Source organism: Rothia mucilaginosa ATCC 25296 (assembly GCF_000175615.1).
GTDB lineage: Bacteria > Actinomycetota > Actinomycetes > Actinomycetales > Micrococcaceae > Rothia > Rothia mucilaginosa.
The window spans coordinates 14831-30660 of the sequence record NZ_ACVO01000025.1 but is presented as its reverse complement, the minus strand read 5'-3'; the positions used below and the strand labels follow the sequence as shown (position 1 = coordinate 30660).

Sequence of the window (15830 nt, the reverse complement as noted above, 5' to 3'; positions counted from 1 at the left end):
TTAATTAGTTCTTCGGGGAGAGGTCTTCGCCCACGTACTTCTCGTAAATCGCCTTGATGTCACCGTTGCCCAGGTGCTTCTTCAGCGACTCGTCGATAGCGTTACGCAAGGCGTCCTGGCCCTTAGGCAGCAGGATGGAGGAGTTGCTACCGGTGCCCAGGTCACCGGAGAGCAGGCGCAGGTTAGCGTCCGGGTGCTCCTTGAAGTACTCAGCGAAGGACACGGAGTCGTTCGCGGTCATCTCTGCACGGCCCGAGAGGACCTGCTCGATAGCCTCGTCGAAACCGGAAACAACCACGATCGAGGCGCCCTTCGCCTCCACCATCTTACGGAAGTTCGAGGTCTCAGACTGCGCCGAGGAGTGACCGGAAATCTCGCTCACGTTCTGCAGGGAGGAGTCCTTCTTCACGGCGACCTTCGGCTCGGAGTACAGGTAGGGTACGGAGAAGTCGTACTTCTGCTTACGCTCGTCGGTTGCAGAAACGTTGTTGATGACGATGTCGTAGCGGTCAGCGTCCACGCCGGCGATCAGCGAATCCCAGGGGGTTTCGGTGAACTCTGCGGTCACACCCAGATCCTTAGCGACCAGGTCGATGATTTCCTTCTCGAAACCGACCAGGGCGCCGTTCGAGTCGTGGAAAGAGAAGGGGCGGTAGGTGCCCTCCAGGCCCACACGGATCTTGCCGGCAGACTTGATAGCCTCCAGCTTGTTGGTGCTGGATGCGGTGCTGCTGCTGGACGAACCGCACGCTGCGAGCAGTGCAGCCAGGCCGGTGAAAGCGGAGCCTGCGAGGACGGTGCGGCGGTTAATCATTGCGGACATATTGTTCTTCTTTCGTGTGGTGGTTGATGCTCTTGTAGCTGCGGGTTGTCACCCTGCGGTAACCCGGGGGCATCGTGCGGTGTGCCCCTCTCTGCGGGTGCAACGCTGGCTATCCTACAGCTATTCCCGGTGGGAAAGAATTCAACGTAATATTCCGTCACAATCTGCAAGAGAGGAAAACCCGGCGGTCGGTACACGTGTGTGCTGAGTACCGGCCGCCGGGCTCCACACTAGGATACCGGCTCAGCACCCCAGAACATAAGGGTAGGTTTACCTTAAAGCTGAACTTCCCTCCACTAGGGGCGATGCTGCGCCCTCAATCTCGCCCAAACACACCGGATGCCCTGCCGGACACTACACCCGGCACTACACCGGGTATAGAAGGAGGGGCGCACCCGGGAATCACCCCGGGTACGCCCCTTCCGCTCAAACGCTTGCAAGCGCCTGATTTTTTGTAATTACAAGCCACAACGGCTTACACAGCACAGGCTGCTTACTTCGACAGCACCTGACGCTTCGAAGAAATCACGCCCGTATTGAAACCAGCCAGGTGCAGGCCACCGTGGAAACGCGCATGCTCAATCTTCACGCACTTATCCATCACCACGTTCAGGCCGGCAGCCTCACCAATCGCAGCAGCCTCCTCGCTCCAGGAGCCCAGCTGCATCCACACGGTCTTAGCGCCCAGGTCCACAGCCTCCTGAACCACGCCCGGCAGGTCCTCATTACGGCGGAAAATCTCCACCAGATCCGGGACCTCCGGCAGGTCCTGCAGCGACGGGTACACCGGCTGACCCAGTACAAGCTTGCCCTTCGCCGCCAGAATCGGGTTCACAAAATACAGCTTGTACGGCGACGCCGACTGCAGGTACGTTGCCACAAAGTACGAGGCACGCGAAATCTTATCGCTCATACCCACAATCGCGATCGTGCGGGTATTACGCAGAATGTTCAGACGCTCAGGGGCGGAAGGACCCACCCAGGTACGCTTCTCAGTCATTACTTCTCCTCCTGAGTGGTAGTAGGCAGGGAGCAGGATGCGCCAGCAGCAGCCTCAGCGGCGGCAGCGTCCTCGGCGGCCTTAGCGGCGGCGACCGCCTCCTCAGCCTCCACAACCTTGTCTGCGCTGGACTCGCCCACACGCTCACCGGCGTGGTTCAGGCCGGTCGCGTAGGTCAGCGCCTGATCTAGGTCCCAAATGATATCTTCAACGTCTTCCAGACCCACCGAAATGCGAATCAGGTCCTCACCGACACCGCCAGCAGCCAGCTGCTCAGCGGTCAGCTGCTGGTGCGTGGTCGAACCCGGGTGCAGCACCAGAGTGCGGGCGTCACCGATGTTCGCCAGGTGACTTGCCAGCTGCAGGGCACCGATAAACTCGCCGCCAACCAGACGGCCGGAAGCCTTCTCGGTCGCCTTCACACCGAAGGAGAACACAGAACCGACGCCCAGCGGCAGAAGCTTCTTCGCACGCTCGTGGTGCGGGTGGTCTTCCAAGCCAGCGTAGTTCACGTAGGCGATACGCTGATCCTCAACCAGCCAGGCAACAACCTGCTTAGCGTTCGCCAGGTGCGCATCCATGCGCTGCGGCAGGGTCTCAACACCCTGCAGCAGGTTGAACGCGGACTGCGGGCTCAGCGACGGACCAAAGTCACGCAGCTGCTCAGAACGCAGCTTAGTCAGGAAACCGAACTCACCGAAGTTACCCCACCAGGACACGCCATTGTAGGAGGGAACCGGCTCGGTCATGGACGGGAAGTTGCCGTTACCCCAGTTGAAACGACCGGACTCGACGACGATACCGCCGAGGGTGGTGCCGTGACCGCCCAGGAACTTGGTGACCGAGTGAATGACGATGTCCGCGCCGTGCTCGATGGGGCGGATCAGGTAGGGGGTGGACAGGGTTGCGTCCACGACCAGGGGGATGCCCGCCTCGTGGGCGACCTCTGCGAGGCCTTCCAGGTCGGCAACCTCACCGGAGGGGTTCGCAACGATCTCGGTGTAAATCGCCTTGGTGTTCTCGGTCAGGGCCGCCTTGTAGTCGGCGGGGTCGGTGCCGGGCACGAAGGTGGTCTCAATGCCGAAGCGGCGCAGAGACACGTCCAGCTGGGTGACGGTGCCGCCGTACAGCTGGGAAGATGCCACAATGTGGTCGCCCTGCTGGCACAGAGCCGCGAAGGTGATGAACTCGGCAGCCATGCCGGATGCAGTCGCTACCGCACCGATGCCGCCTTCGAGGGAGGCGATGCGCTCCTCCAGCGCGGCGACGGTCGGGTTGGACAGGCGCGAGTAGATGTTGCCGTACTTCTGCAGGGAGAAGAGGTTCGCGGCGTCGTCAGCGTCTTTGAAAACGAAGGAGGAAGTCTGGTAGATAGGGACCGCGCGGGCACCGTGTTCAGCGTCGGGGGTGCCGCCCGCGTGTAGTGCGCGGGTGCGGAAGCCGAAAGTGTGTTCAGCCATTGGTTTGCTCCTGGTGTATCTGCCCGCCTGTGTGCGGGGAGTCGATAGTGGCTCGACTTTATACTGTGCCACCGGCGGCGGGGTGCACCAAGTGCGGGTACCTATATGTCGTTTATTGCGGATTATGACGGGCTGGATGTTGGTGGGGCTAAAGCTTGCAGCCTCAGCCCCACCTATCCCTATACTGCACTATTCTGCAGGCTCCGACCCCTGTTCCGGTTCCTGTTCTTCTATCACGTATCCTGCATCGTCCAGAGGGAGAAGATATTTCTCCAATTTATAATTTTTATTGAGTAGACCATTTCGTATAACTTCAGGCTTACCACCAAGCCGTGTTCCAACCCAGGAGATAATAATAATTTTTAGCTTATCAATTGACTCATAAATATTGCCATAATCAATCTCTTCATCACCATAATGTTTTACCGAATTGTAGGAATTATTAATTTTATCAGCCCATTCGGGAAGGCTATTAACAACTTTTCCATTACGTGAATTTTCAAATTTTTTCACATAGGGCAAAACACCCTTTGGAATCTGGTTAATAATATTTTGCAATGCATTATGTAGATAAATTTTACCCCCTCTACCCCCGAGTGATTTATCAGGATCCTCCTGGTATATGTATCGTCCGAGCGCTTCAACACCCAAACAGAGATTAAAGAGCTTATTCTCAACTGTCCCATTGTTCGACCTAACAGTAGACAAAATTGGATTTAGCGCACGGGGATATTTTTCAGAGATTTCAAGCCACTTTCTAACTCCAACAGATTCAATGTCTTTATAGGTAAATACGAATTCCTTGTTATCAACGTCAATATCCTTAGTCGTCTCCCACCGCTCCGAAACAACATTCCTCCACGCAATAGCACCAAAGTCTCCCCTGTCGTTATCGCGAGAGACTGCAATCGAAACAAACCGATGAACACTCCATGAAGAGATCATCAGTAAATCTCTAATAGCATTATGCTCTTTCATACCTTCAATAAACGGAATACTTTCATCACGATATGATTCTAGAACATCGTGAGATTCATATATAACTTTAGTTAAAGAGCTATTAGAAACAACCGTAAAGTTGGATTTAAATTTCAGCCCACTCGACTCATTAATTAAAATCTCACCAGCAGATGAAGCTTTTGTCTCAACCGACTTCACACGAAGCAAGCCATCCACTTCCTCGTATACAGGTCGCGTTTTTATAGTATTCATCTGAAACCACTGCGAGAGATTTTCAATTTCAGTCCTATAACCATTAAAAGAATTCGTCTTATATGCGCGGGAAGAAAAAACTGCTGCCCCTACCGAAATCTTGTGCAGAATCCCGCCAAGATTCTGAAAGACTGAAATGAATTTCTCTTTAAAACCAGAACTCCTGCATTCAATAAGAAGAACCATGCCAAGATTATCAATAAAATACATGTTTTCAGGAACTTCATACTGATATTCTGTTCGCGCTAAGTCATCATCAAAGACAATCCCTTCCGTCCCCCAACGAGCTGCAGGATTTGAAGAGCGCCGGCCTTCTACCGGAATAAGTACATGGACTCGATGCCCCTCGCGCACTAAAGTAGCGGGAATCCCCTTCCCCTCTTCTACATCCTCTGGATACAGCCACCCAACTCGGACCTGGCCTATTTCAAGAGTGTTATCAGACATTTACAACCTCTTTTTCTTGGAGATGAGTAATTGGTAACGAAATTACAGATTGAGTTTTTATGCAAAGGTTATCTATCTCAAGCTGGGTCATATCAGCTGCCATAACAGAAGTTGTTATGACAACTGATATGATGCGCGGTCGAATAGACCGATAAAAATACCCGGTTTTAGCCTGCAATTCCGGGGTTTTTAAGATTCTAGGCGCGAAGAAAATACCGCATCATAGCAACATCATCGCAGAATCATAACAACATCATGACAAGTCTTGCCATGATGTTGTTATGACGTTGTTATGACGTTGCGAAGAATAAATTCACAACATTCCTGCATAAAGTTGTACCGCTAAGTTTTAGCCGCAAGCCCACTCAAAGACGACCTGCGAGAAATCGCGGGCGGCAAGCGCCTCCGGAGTAATCAGCCAGTTCGCCGCACCGGCATCACCCCACATGATCTCAATCTCCTCGTCTTCGTTCTCCTCGTTCTCCGACTCGGAGACGATAGTCAGCAGGTTCACCGTGTGGCCGCGCAGCTCCTCGAACTCGTCACGCGGGTCATTCTGCACGAAGAACGGGTATCCGCCCACGTGGGAGTACTCTTCCTCCGATTCGAAAGGCTCCGTCAACTCGTAGAGAGCTTCGCGGCGAGGCTGGTTCTTATACGGGTTCTCGTGCGCTTCGGGCAGCAACTCATCCGGGTAGGTTTCATCCCACTTCGCACCAAAAACGTCGTAGTAGTCGTAGCCGGAGGCGGTCACACCCTGCTCACGCACCTCAAAGGTCATGCCGTACTCAATTTCGAGCGGGCCGCTCTCACAGTCGAAACCGCCAATGGGCCAACCGCCTTCGTCCCAGTCCACGTTCGAGAACGGGGCATCCGGGTTCGGCTCACCCAACGTCTCGTAGTAGACAACGCGGTGATTCTTCTGCGAAAGAGGGTTCTCGTAGTCGTAACCCCACATGCACTCTTCGTCGTTCGGGTTAATCCAGAACTGCAACATACCGGTTGCCGGATAGATGTCGTTCTCGGGCAGGTCGGCGCAGTTAATCTGCGCAATCATGCCCAGCGGCTCACCCTTCTCATTAGTCGGTGCAGACTCGCCTGCGGGCAGGTACGGTCGGCCACCAAACTTGGACGCGGTCTGCGGCAAGGGCTCGGCGGGAACGAAGGGCTTCAGGGCGATAGCCTTCTTACGGGCGCCCTCCTGGTTGAGCAGGTCAATAACGTGCTTCGCCTGCTTTTCGATCTCCTCAAACGGCTTGTTGTCAAACATTTTAGGGTCTCCTCATTGATGATGTGGCGGTATGAAAGTAGTATGGTGTCTAGCCGCAAGCCCACTCAAAGACGACCTGCGAGAAGTCGCGGGCGGCAAGCGCCTCCGGAGTAATCAGCCAGTTCGCCGCACCGGCATCACCCCACATCACATACACGCCCTCCTCAGCGTCCTCGCCCCACTCCGATTCGATGGTCAGCAGGTTCACGGTGTGGCCGCGCAGCTCCTCGAACTCGTCACGCGGGTCCTCCTGCACGAACGAGGGGTAGCCGCCGATATGCGAGTAATCCCTCTCCTCCGATTCGAAGGGCTCCAGCAGGTTGTAGGAGGCGTTATCGCGTGCGTTCGGCTCCTCGGGAAGCTTCTGGTCCGGGTACATTTCATCCCAAGCATCGGCGAACTGGTCGTAGATTTCGAAGCCGCCGTCCAGGAAGCCCTGCTCCCAGGGCTCGAAGGCAAGTGCGTACTCGGTGGTTGCCTCAGAAACGTCCTTGCCCTCAGGTCCCAGAGGCCAGCCGTAATCACCCCAGTCGATGGTCGGGAATGGAACCGGGAACTGCACATCCGGGTTCGGTTCATCCAGCGTCTCGTAGTAGACAACACGGTGATTCTTCTGCGAGAGCGGGTTCTCGTAGTCAAAGCCCCACAAGCATTCTTCGTCGTTGGGGTTAATCCAGAACTGCAGCATACCGGTCGCCGGGTAAATGTCGTTTTCAGGCAGGTCAGCGCAGTTAATCTGCGCGATCATGCCCAGCGGCTCACCCTTCTCATTGGTCGGCGCAGACTCCCCGGCGGGCAGGTACGGTCGGCCACCAAACTTGGAGGCGGTCTGCGGCAGCGGGGCGTCGGGGCGGCTCACCTTCAGGCGGGTTGCCTGCTTGCGGGCGCCACGCTCGTTAAGTGCGTCGATGACGCGGCGTACCTGCGCCAGGGTCTCTTCGGAGGGCTTGTTCCTCGGCATGTCATGCTCGTTTCGTCGGTGAATTAATCGGTGTGTCAGGCGCGGGGCTACGGCACCGCTGCGCCTTCTACCCCCATTAGACCCTATTTCGGGCGGGCGCGCACCAATTCTGGTCACGAGCGCATCCGGCGGGCAAGAAGCAGGTGCGTAGCGTGCAGAAAGCACCGATTCCGGTCACGTAGGAAGGCACCCGGTTTTCTGTGTTTCACGGGGTTTCATTGGGTTTCGCAAGGTTTTACAGGCGGTTTCAGAATTTTTCAGAATTTTCCCAGTTTTACCCCGGGGTAGATTAAAAACTGCTTATCGTGTCAGGGGTCGCTCATAGAGTGTAGGTGTTGGAAGGGACGATCCTTCCGACCGGGCACGCCGTCTCCTGCGGTGTTGCCGCTAGGTTGATTCAGCATCTACGGAAGGAACGGTCATGGAAAACACCACTCACGAGAGCCAGTACGCAAACGCAGAGATTTCCTGCACCGCCGATGAGCAGCTGTGCCGTGATGCAGAGTTCAACCTGCTGATGCAGGCGGGCACCATCATCCGTATGGAGCGTTTCAACGTGGAGGAGCTCCGCGGCGTTCTGGAGCAGCTAGTGGCTGACGGTTCGTGCTTCCGCACCGCGCCGGCGTCCTCGACTATGGACCGCGTGATGCGTCACCTGACTCAGGGTGCTTCCGGTTACGAGGCGAACCTGGCTGAGCTGCGTGCGGCGGCGCAGAACGCCCTGCTGTTCGTGTTCCCCCTGGAAAAGGACCTGGAGATGTGCCTGCGCTTTGAGCGTGTGCAGGGTACCGGCCTGGCGTTGACTCGCCTGGGCGTGAGCCCGGTCAATGGTGACCTGTGGACTCAGCACTGGGCAATGCGCGCGCTGGAGTGCACCGGCGGCGTGTTCGCGGTGGAGTCCGCTCCGGGTGCCTGCAATTTTGAGCTGCGCCGCGAGATGTTCTACGCGATGCTGTCGCTGGTTGAGCTGTCGACTTTGGGTTTGTCGGCTGAGCCGGAGGACTTCTACATGTTTGCCGATTCGGAGGCTGTGTGTAAGAAGTTCAAGCGTGAGCGTCGTGATTGCCGCCGAGCAATGCGTGCCCAGTACGACCGCGCCGCATAAGGTATATCGTGTATGCCTTATGCGGCATACGCGCATATCAGAGCCATTTGTTCTTCTTGAAGAACCAGTAGAGAAGCAGGCATGAACCCACCATGAGTAGCAGCGCGGCGGGGTAGCCGAACTCCCATTTGAGTTCAGGCATGACCTCAAAGTTCATGCCGTACACGGAACCAACGATGGTGGGCACCATGAGTAGCGCCGCGTAGGCGGAGATTTTCTTGGTGTCGTCGTTCTGCTGCTGACCGAGCAGGGTGTCGTGCACGCGCAGGGCGTTTTCGAGGGAGCTGCGAAGGTCTTCGAGGCGTTCTTTTGTTTGGGTTACGTGGTCGAGCACGTTGCGGAATTGCCGGGCGAGCTCTACCGCTTCTTCGTTCTTTTCTTCGTCGGATACGCCCGGGTAGGGTGAGGGGTCGAGCGCGCCGGTGCGCATCCCTTCGATGATGCGGCCGATCATGGATTCGAGGGGTCGGCAGGCACGCTGGAAGTCGATGACCTGGTTGAGCAGTTCGTAGATGCGCTGTGCGAGGGAGTTGGCCTCTCGCCGCTCGTTGGTGGAGAAGAGGATGTCTTCGATTTCGTCGTTGTCGTTTTCGAGGCCATCGAGCACGGGTGTGTACCCATCGACGGTGCTGTCAAGGATGCGGTGCAGCAGTCGGGCGGGGGATGCGTCGGGGGTGGCGTAGAGCAGGTTGAACTGGTCGTTGATGTTGCGGTTGCTGCGTTGTTCGTCACGGACGAGTGCGAGGGTGTAGCGGGGGCCGGTGAAGAGGTGCAGTTCGCTGAGGCGCACTTCTTCTTCTTTGTCGAGGTAGATGGCGGGGCGGATGACGGTGAAGAGGGAGTCGCCGTATCGTTCTAGTTTGGCGCGCTGGTGGCCTCGTCCGGCGTCTTCGATGGCGAGTTCGTGCAGGTTGAAGGTTTTTTGCAGGGCGTGTAGTTCGTGGATGTCGGGGTTGGCGTATCCGAGGGCTACGGCGGTGTTGGGCTGCTGGTAGGCGTTGAGGGTTTCTTCTTCGGGTGTGCCTACGCGGATGCGGTCTCCGCTGGGGTAGATGGCTCCGGTAATGTAGGTCATCGTTGTACTCCTCTGAACGCTTTGGCGCCACGTGTGCGGGGCGCTCTTTCCAGCATACGGTACGCGCCCCGCCCGGTCACATGCACCGCGCGTGCACCCGGCATACGAAAAGCCCCCGGAAGGCACCTATAAGGTAGCCTCCGGGGGCTTTCACGTATTGAGCTATTGCGCTTAGTCTTCGTTGATGAGATCGCGAACCACAATGGTCTGGTCGCGGTCCGGGCCCACACCAATCGCGGAGATACGGCAACCAGAAATCTCTTCCAGCTTCAGCACGTACTTGCGGGCGTTCTCGGGCAGCTCATCCAGGCTCTTCGCATCCGAAATGTTCTCGGTCCAGCCGTCGTAGTACTCGAAAATCGGCTTAGCGTGGTGGAACTCGGTCTGGGTCATCGGCATCTCGTCGTGGCGCACACCGTCAACGTCGTAAGCCACGCAGACCGGAATCTTATCCAGGCCGGTCAGAACGTCCAGCTTGGTGATGAACAGGTCGGTGAAACCGTTGATGCGCACAGCCTGACGCGCCAGCACGGCGTCGTACCAGCCGCAACGACGCGGGCGGCCAGTGTTCACGCCGAACTCGCCGCCGGTAGTGCGCAGGAACTCGCCCATCTCGTCGAACAGCTCGGTCGGGAAGGGGCCAGCACCCACGCGGGTGGTGTACGCCTTCTGAATACCGATCACGCGGGAGATGCGGGTCGGGCCCACACCCGAACCGACGCACGCACCGCCGGCGGTCGGGTTCGAGGAGGTCACGAACGGGTAGGTGCCGTGGTCCACGTCCAGGAAGGTGGCCTGGCCGCCCTCCATCAGCAGGGTCTTACCCTCGTCCAGTGCCTTGTTCAGCAGCTGGGTGGTGTCCACAATCATCGGCTTCAGACGCTCAGCGTAGGACATGAAGTACTCGACGATTTCCTCAACCTCAACGTGGCGGCGGTTGTAGACCTTCACCAGCAGTTCGTTCTTCTGGCGCAGTGCGCCTTCAACCTTCTGACGCAGGATCGACTCGTCCAGGATGTCCTGAACACGCACGCCGAGGCGGCCAACCTTATCCATGTAGGCGGGGCCGATACCGCGGCCGGTGGTGCCGATAGCGCGCTTGCCAAGGAAACGCTCGGTCACCTTGTCCATGGTCTGGTGGTAGGGTGCGACGAGGTGTGCGTTAGCGGAAATCTTCAGGCGGGAGGTGTCAGCGCCGCGGGCCTCAAGGCCGTCAATCTCAGCGAAAAGAGCCTCGGGGTTAACAACCACGCCGTTACCAATCACGGGGACGGCGTTATCACTCAGAATACCCGCGGGCAGCAGCTTCAGCTCAAACTTCTGACCGTTCACTACCACGGTGTGACCGGCGTTGTTACCGCCGTTGGGCTTGACCACGTAGTCTACGCGGGGGCCGAGCAGGTCGGTTGCCTTACCCTTACCCTCATCGCCCCACTGGGCGCCCACAATCACGACAGCTGACATTTTTGTGCTCCTTGAAAGCCTTGAAGATACGCACCGGATTTCACGGCGCGGCGGCGACCTACCGCCTCATGATCCGGGTAGGCATACCTCTTCTAATGATACCGTGCCCGCCCCTTTAAGTCCCGTGTGATGGGGCGGTAGGCGTGCCGGATTCGGTGCCGGTGAGCCTCACCGGGCACGGCAACGCCCCCATCCGATATTCGGACGGGGGCGCTACCGGTATGAGCCGTGAAGACTACTTGATGATCTCGATGAAGGTCATCGGGTAGGTGTACTGCTCACCGCGGTTCGCAGCCATAGCAGCCAGGCTGTGGAAGATAACCATTAGGATAGCCACAACCATCGGGACAACCCACAGGATGATGCCCAGGATGCCGAAAGACACCACCATCAGCAGCCAGGAAGCCATGCTGACGAGCCACAGGGAGAAGTTGAAGTTGAACGCGCGGCGGGATGCTTCCTTAGTGAAACCGTAACCGGGCTTGTCCTTGTAGATGAACCACATGACCAGCGGCGCGAGAATACTTGCGGATGCGAAGGACAGCAGAGACAGAATTGCAGAAGCCAGGTGCGCGAGCATCGCCATGTTCTGGTCGTCCTTGGAGGAGACTACGTAACCGTTGGGCTGCTGACCCGGCGCCTGCGAGTAGGAGGGTGCCTGCTGGGAGTACTGGTTGTACTGTTCAGGGTTCGGGTTCTGGGACATCTTTCTTTTCCTTAATCTATCGATGAGTGGATACAGCTAATCGTTGAGGTGCGGCGGCAGGCTAACTCACCGTTCTTGGTGGGTGCCTGCCTCGCTCTGCTTAGTCGCAACGCTCGTGATGGTTTCACCCTATCAAGGCAAAGTAAATGGAATATTAACCCTCGCCGGACAACAGACGAAGAAACCCGAATATGACATAAAAAAGACGCCCCTGCCCCTCCACGCGGTGTTACGTGTGTGGAGGGGCAGGGCGTTATACAGTGTGGGCTGGCCGAGGTTAGTCCTGTTTCTCTTCATCAGCGAGCGCAGGATGCGCGGCGGGCTTCTGTAGTGCGGCGGCCTCGCGTAGCGCGGCGGCCTCGTGTAGCTTTGCGCGTTCCTGCTTTTTCAGAAACTCGTACACCGAGAAAGAGTCCTCTTCTTCCTTCGTGAAGCCATTGATGCCCGTGTAGCCGTCCGGCAGGCGGTTGTACACCAGGTAGTACCAGAACTCGGTAGGCGGGGCCTGCCCCTCCTCGATGAGGTCATTTATCTGATTCCGGCGTTTGAAGGTGCGAACTATGCCCATGATCCACAGAATCGGCACCACAAAGATTGACCCCACGCCGATCACTACGAAAATGAACGCGACAATATACCCGTATTCGGGGTCTACGATGCTGGCAAGAGGCGCCAATACGAAGGGGTTCAGTATCAGCAGGGCAGCAAGCCAAATGTTCGAGAGGGCAAGTTCCTTCTTCAAGCCTTCAACGCTGTACCTTGTCGGCGGCCTATTCACTGGAACGTAGCCCACCGGTTGCAGCATTGCCGCCCGCGATATGGGGTTCTCCTCAGCCTTGACCGGGTTCAGGTGGGCGGCGCACGCCTGCATGGGTGCGGACTCGTCGTGGGAGCGGTCGAGCAGGCGCATTTCGATAAGTTTCGAGTCGGGGGTGCCGAAGAGCGGGTCGGGGATGACCGGCAGGATAGCGCCCGGGCTCAAACCGAGGGATTCTAACCGAACATATTCACCGTAGGCGTGCGTCGTCTGAGTCTGCATTGCCTGCGCCCGCTCACGGGCAGAGAGTACAGGCTGGGCGGACCCAGCGGACTGGGTGGGCTGGGTGGAGGCGAGCGCTACCGGGTGGTTCGCATCGTCGTCCTTGCGGGATTCGTGAGTGTCTTCCGGGGTATCTTCTGATGCGTCTTCCGGCTCTTCGATGTCGTCGGTGTCATTGTCATCGTTGTCATGAGAGTCTTTCCGTGCGGAGTCGTAGCGCTTGGGGGCACCCGGGTAAACGTATTCATAATCGGGGTCGGGGTGCTCTAGCTCTTCGTCATCGTTGTCGGATGCTTGGTGGAGCGTAGCGTCTTCATTTTTCTGCGTCTGCTCGCCCATGAGTAGCGTCATGTATTCCGGGACGGACTGGTCGGTGTCCCAGAGGGGCTGGTACGCCTCGTCCTTCTTTGCAATTTCCTTCTTTTCAGTGGGGCGGTCTGCCATGGTTGTCTCCTTCGCTCACCAGACATACTCCTAGTGGCACCACCGTACCAGCGTGCGCTGGGCAGTCCCTTGAAACCTGCCTGATAAAAGCTGAGAAAAAGCCCCCGACAAGCGCAAACACGCACGTGTTAACACTGCCGGGGGTTCAGCGCTACAAGAGTCCAGGGACTCACGGGAAGTCGGCTACAATGCATCCGCTGAGTTTGGAACAGGGCTTGAGGTAGGGCTCGGGGCACTCGGTGGCTGAGGGGCTGGCGCCACGGAAGACATCGAAGACGCAGCACCCAGGATCCCCTGCATCTCCTCAGCGTTCTTGGGCAGACGGTCGTACACCAGATAGAACCAGAACGACCCAAGCGGCATAGCCTCCCACTTCAGTGCCCGGTACTTTCGGCTAACTCGGACTAGCGCAAAAAACAGTGCCCCACCCCACAAGAACATGGGAAGACCCATCGTCAGCAGAGAAAGCATCAAGAAGTAGTAGAAGACATACCCACCGATCTGAGGGTCCCCTGTAACGGTAGCCAACAGAAGATAAGTCAGGGGATTAAACACCACACCCACGAAGAAGAGGGCAATGAGCTCAGGCCAGGCCTTCTTCCACAGGTCTGATCCGCGCACCTTGCCCGCAAGTGGGGTTGCTGAGAGATACCCGATAGGTCGCGGAGTACCGACTACTTTCTCATCCATCCAGGCAGGAAAAGCGGTCGGCACCTGCCGGTGTGCAGATGCAGCAGCATCCGTGCCCATGGGGGACATGCGGCGCACCGTGGGGCCCGGGCGACCGTACAGCGGTCGGTTCAGCACCGGGTGCCCTGTCGCCGACGGGAAAAAGTTTGCAGCCTGCGCAGAGGGTGCGGGAGCAGAAACCGACAGAGCGGGCGCTGCAGAATCGGGCACAGCGGGACTGGGCGCTGTCAGGGCGGGTGTAACCGTATCAGCAGCCGCGGATGCAGAACGAGCCTTCTGTATCTCCATGACCTCCTTCACCGGCTCGGGGATCTCCCCGGTCGGCGGGGGAACGGGCGTTCCATGAAGAAGCAAAGCCGAGTATTCGGGGGCGGGCTGCTCCATATCCCAGAGGGGCTGATACTCGCTATCGCTCTTCTCGGTTGGGTTCTGAGGGTTTTTCGGTGCTTCGCGATGCTCCGCCACGGTGACCTCCTCCAATGCTTGTCTGCTGTTATGTGTCTGTTGTGTTGTCTACATTGTGTGTTCGATGCGCGGGGGCTCAATCCCGCAGCTGTTCTTTGAGCCAGTGGCTCATCTGCTTACGCCTCGTCCGATTCGTTAAGCCGCACAAGGCTCAGAATCCACGCCATACACCAGATGATGCCGGGAATCCCCATGAGCCCTGCGCTCACCTGATTCACCGTTGCAAAGAGAGCTGCGACGAGTTCTCCCTGCCCGAACAGAGCGGTGACGGAGAAAATCCCCGCCGCAATATACGGATTCAGGACGGAAACGGCAAAGAACAGAAACCATGCCCCCGGCTTCTGGGACGAAGTGGGCAGAGGGCCAGGGTCCATCACCGGTTGGTCGATACCATCATCGTGCTGAGGCAAAGTGTCGCCCTCCTGGTTTGTTTTAGAGGGCGGGGTGCATTCGTACACCAGCCGGAACGTGAGTTTCTCCTCGGCCTTACGCCTCCAGATGAGCTGCACCATCACACCTAAGAAATTGATGAGAGCCCACAGGGAGAAGATGAACAGTACCAGCGGAAGAATACCGATGCTTAGCATCGAAAATCCTAGGCCTGCCATAAAAAGATTTGTCAGGGTTTCTTCGCCCAGGATAGGACCTGCCAGTATATAGGCGAATGGATTTGCCGCGATAGCCAACGCCAGGCATACCACCGCCTCCACTCCATCTTTCCCTGAATCCGGCTTACGGTAAGGAACCGGCACGGGGCTGTATCCGACCAGCTCGCCACCGTATTCCTCCGGCAATTCTCCCTGGGGGAGAGTTCCCTGAACATCATCCGCGTGGATGCGCATCAGCTGCGGGTTGGGGCGACCGTAATGCACCTGCGGCGCCACCTTCAAAACATGCTGATGAGGGGAAACGGGTTGGTCGTCGATGGGTTGGTTCTTATCGTCGGTCATGATTCCTCCTCCTGGTGCGGTTCAAGGATGCGGTGCAGCAACGCCGTGGCTGAACCACCGTCAAGCGGGGTGCACTCGTACACCAGCCGGAACTGAAAATCCTGCTGAATCTTGTGCTGTCTAACGAGCAGGCGCGTCGATTCGACAGCATCCCCAACAGCATTCAGAAACTTTCCTACGCAGAGGAGCAGCAACCAGATTTCTGCGACGAGGCCGACAAAGCCCACAAGCAAAATCAGCGGAGGGAAATAAAAGAGCGGAATCAAAAAAATGACAAGTATCATCGCCATTTCCTCGCCCACTCCCCTGAAACCCAGGCTGAAAAGTATCGGGCTCATCAGCACGATAAAGAAAGATGACCAGAACACCATCCGAAGCAGCGGCCCCAGGACATACCAGGTGAAGCCGCTCCAGTCGGTGAAGAGGCTCTTCATATCCAGGGTTTCGGGTGGTTTCTCCATGGGGGCGTAGCCTACCACCTCGCCAATCTGCCAGGCGGATGAGCTGTACTCGGTGAGGGTACCCTGCACCTCTCCCCTATGGATGCGTTCCAACCGTGGACCGGGGCGGCCGTAAATAACCTGGGGGGACATCAGCAGAACAGAATCCTCAGTGGAAATGCGTCGCTTGACCATGGTTCGGTCCTCCATATCCCAGCATTTTTGATAGATGTTCAATAGATGGTTTTACAGTAACAACCGAACCTGAAAAGAACCTGA

The 15830-nt window shown here is 57.2% G+C and carries 14 protein-coding genes; 1 reads left to right on the top strand and 13 read right to left on the bottom strand.

Annotated elements, in window-relative coordinates; genetic code table 11:
• Window positions 1–4: 4 nt before the first annotated feature.
• The 6 genes from ROTMU0001_RS08330 to ROTMU0001_RS08305 all read right to left on the bottom strand — a co-directional run bounded on the left by ROTMU0001_RS08330 (window position 5) and on the right by ROTMU0001_RS08305 (window position 7173).
• Complete coding sequence (locus ROTMU0001_RS08330) at window positions 5–823, bottom strand: transporter substrate-binding domain-containing protein (protein ID WP_005509184.1); 819 nt, start codon at window positions 821–823, stop codon at window positions 5–7.
• A gap of 493 nt (window positions 824–1316) precedes the next feature.
• On the bottom strand, window positions 1317–1823 hold the full coding sequence (locus ROTMU0001_RS08325) for a CoA-binding protein (RefSeq protein WP_005509183.1): 507 nt from the start codon (window positions 1821–1823) through the stop codon (window positions 1317–1319).
• Entirely contained in the window at window positions 1823–3283 is a 1461-nt protein-coding gene (locus ROTMU0001_RS08320) for an O-acetylhomoserine aminocarboxypropyltransferase/cysteine synthase family protein (protein WP_005509182.1), read from the bottom strand. The genes ROTMU0001_RS08325 and ROTMU0001_RS08320 overlap by 1 nt, the downstream gene beginning before the upstream one ends.
• Before the next feature lie 189 nt (window positions 3284–3472).
• Window positions 3473–4942, bottom strand: a complete 1470-nt coding sequence (locus ROTMU0001_RS08315) for an ApeA N-terminal domain 1-containing protein (RefSeq protein WP_005509181.1) — start codon at window positions 4940–4942, stop codon at window positions 3473–3475.
• 349 nt (window positions 4943–5291) lie between these two features.
• Window positions 5292–6212 (bottom strand): YwqG family protein, encoded by a 921-nt coding sequence (locus ROTMU0001_RS08310; RefSeq protein WP_005509180.1) that lies wholly within the window; start codon window positions 6210–6212, stop codon window positions 5292–5294.
• Window positions 6213–6261: 49 nt separating this feature from the next.
• Window positions 6262–7173 carry a YwqG family protein gene (locus tag ROTMU0001_RS08305; RefSeq protein ID WP_005509179.1) on the bottom strand — a complete coding sequence of 304 codons (912 nt, stop codon included), beginning with the start codon at window positions 7171–7173 and terminating at the stop codon, window positions 6262–6264.
• A gap of 421 nt (window positions 7174–7594) precedes the next feature.
• Between ROTMU0001_RS08305 and ROTMU0001_RS08300 the strand changes: the two genes are divergently transcribed.
• The gene (locus tag ROTMU0001_RS08300) at window positions 7595–8278 is read left to right on the top strand and encodes a hypothetical protein (RefSeq protein WP_005509177.1); all 684 of its coding nucleotides are present in this window, start codon (window positions 7595–7597) and stop codon (window positions 8276–8278) included.
• A 37-nt stretch (window positions 8279–8315) separates the two neighbouring features.
• Here the strand turns inward: ROTMU0001_RS08300 and ROTMU0001_RS08295 are convergent, their stop codons facing one another.
• The 7 genes from ROTMU0001_RS08295 to ROTMU0001_RS08265 form a co-directional block, all read right to left on the bottom strand.
• Window positions 8316–9353 carry a magnesium and cobalt transport protein CorA gene (locus ROTMU0001_RS08295; RefSeq protein ID WP_005509176.1) on the bottom strand — a complete coding sequence of 346 codons (1038 nt, stop codon included), beginning with the start codon at window positions 9351–9353 and terminating at the stop codon, window positions 8316–8318.
• Window positions 9354–9524: 171 nt separating this feature from the next.
• Entirely contained in the window at window positions 9525–10817 is a 1293-nt protein-coding gene (locus tag ROTMU0001_RS08290) for an adenylosuccinate synthase (RefSeq protein WP_005509175.1), read from the bottom strand.
• A 235-nt stretch (window positions 10818–11052) separates the two neighbouring features.
• Window positions 11053–11523: a DUF4870 domain-containing protein gene (locus ROTMU0001_RS08285; RefSeq protein WP_005509174.1), complete on the bottom strand. Its 471-nt coding sequence runs from the start codon at window positions 11521–11523 to the stop codon at window positions 11053–11055.
• Between the two features lie 277 nt (window positions 11524–11800).
• A complete protein-coding gene (locus ROTMU0001_RS08280) occupies window positions 11801–13006 on the bottom strand; it encodes a hypothetical protein (protein ID WP_005509173.1) in 1206 nt (401 codons plus the stop codon).
• Between the two features lie 183 nt (window positions 13007–13189).
• Window positions 13190–14161: a magnesium transporter gene (locus ROTMU0001_RS08275; RefSeq protein WP_005509172.1), complete on the bottom strand. Its 972-nt coding sequence runs from the start codon at window positions 14159–14161 to the stop codon at window positions 13190–13192.
• Window positions 14162–14277: 116 nt separating this feature from the next.
• The gene (locus ROTMU0001_RS08270) at window positions 14278–15111 is read right to left on the bottom strand and encodes a hypothetical protein (RefSeq protein WP_005509171.1); all 834 of its coding nucleotides are present in this window, start codon (window positions 15109–15111) and stop codon (window positions 14278–14280) included.
• Window positions 15108–15746, bottom strand: a complete 639-nt coding sequence (locus tag ROTMU0001_RS08265; RefSeq protein WP_005509170.1) for a hypothetical protein — start codon at window positions 15744–15746, stop codon at window positions 15108–15110. The genes ROTMU0001_RS08270 and ROTMU0001_RS08265 overlap by 4 nt, the downstream gene beginning before the upstream one ends.
• Window positions 15747–15830 lie beyond the last annotated feature (84 nt).

What these genes read in the sequence shown, in the direction of transcription:
- ROTMU0001_RS08285 (WP_005509174.1), bottom strand. Translation starts at nt 11,523, where the DNA reads ATGTCCCAGAACCCGAACCCTGAACAGTACAACCAGTACTCCCAGCAG.
- ROTMU0001_RS08290 (WP_005509175.1), bottom strand. Translation starts at nt 10,817, where the DNA reads ATGTCAGCTGTCGTGATTGTGGGCGCCCAGTGGGGCGATGAGGGTAAG.
- ROTMU0001_RS08300 (WP_005509177.1), top strand. Translation starts at nt 7,595, where the DNA reads ATGGAAAACACCACTCACGAGAGCCAGTACGCAAACGCAGAGATTTCC.
- ROTMU0001_RS08280 (WP_005509173.1), bottom strand. Translation starts at nt 13,006, where the DNA reads ATGGCAGACCGCCCCACTGAAAAGAAGGAAATTGCAAAGAAGGACGAG.
- ROTMU0001_RS08320 (WP_005509182.1), bottom strand. Translation starts at nt 3,283, where the DNA reads ATGGCTGAACACACTTTCGGCTTCCGCACCCGCGCACTACACGCGGGC.
- ROTMU0001_RS08295 (WP_005509176.1), bottom strand. Translation starts at nt 9,353, where the DNA reads ATGACCTACATTACCGGAGCCATCTACCCCAGCGGAGACCGCATCCGC.
- ROTMU0001_RS08270 (WP_005509171.1), bottom strand. Translation starts at nt 15,111, where the DNA reads ATGACCGACGATAAGAACCAACCCATCGACGACCAACCCGTTTCCCCT.
- ROTMU0001_RS08325 (WP_005509183.1), bottom strand. Translation starts at nt 1,823, where the DNA reads ATGACTGAGAAGCGTACCTGGGTGGGTCCTTCCGCCCCTGAGCGTCTG.
- ROTMU0001_RS08265 (WP_005509170.1), bottom strand. Translation starts at nt 15,746, where the DNA reads ATGGTCAAGCGACGCATTTCCACTGAGGATTCTGTTCTGCTGATGTCC.
- ROTMU0001_RS08315 (WP_005509181.1), bottom strand. Translation starts at nt 4,942, where the DNA reads ATGTCTGATAACACTCTTGAAATAGGCCAGGTCCGAGTTGGGTGGCTG.
- ROTMU0001_RS08330 (WP_005509184.1), bottom strand. Translation starts at nt 823, where the DNA reads ATGTCCGCAATGATTAACCGCCGCACCGTCCTCGCAGGCTCCGCTTTC.
- ROTMU0001_RS08305 (WP_005509179.1), bottom strand. Translation starts at nt 7,173, where the DNA reads ATGCCGAGGAACAAGCCCTCCGAAGAGACCCTGGCGCAGGTACGCCGC.
- ROTMU0001_RS08310 (WP_005509180.1), bottom strand. Translation starts at nt 6,212, where the DNA reads ATGTTTGACAACAAGCCGTTTGAGGAGATCGAAAAGCAGGCGAAGCAC.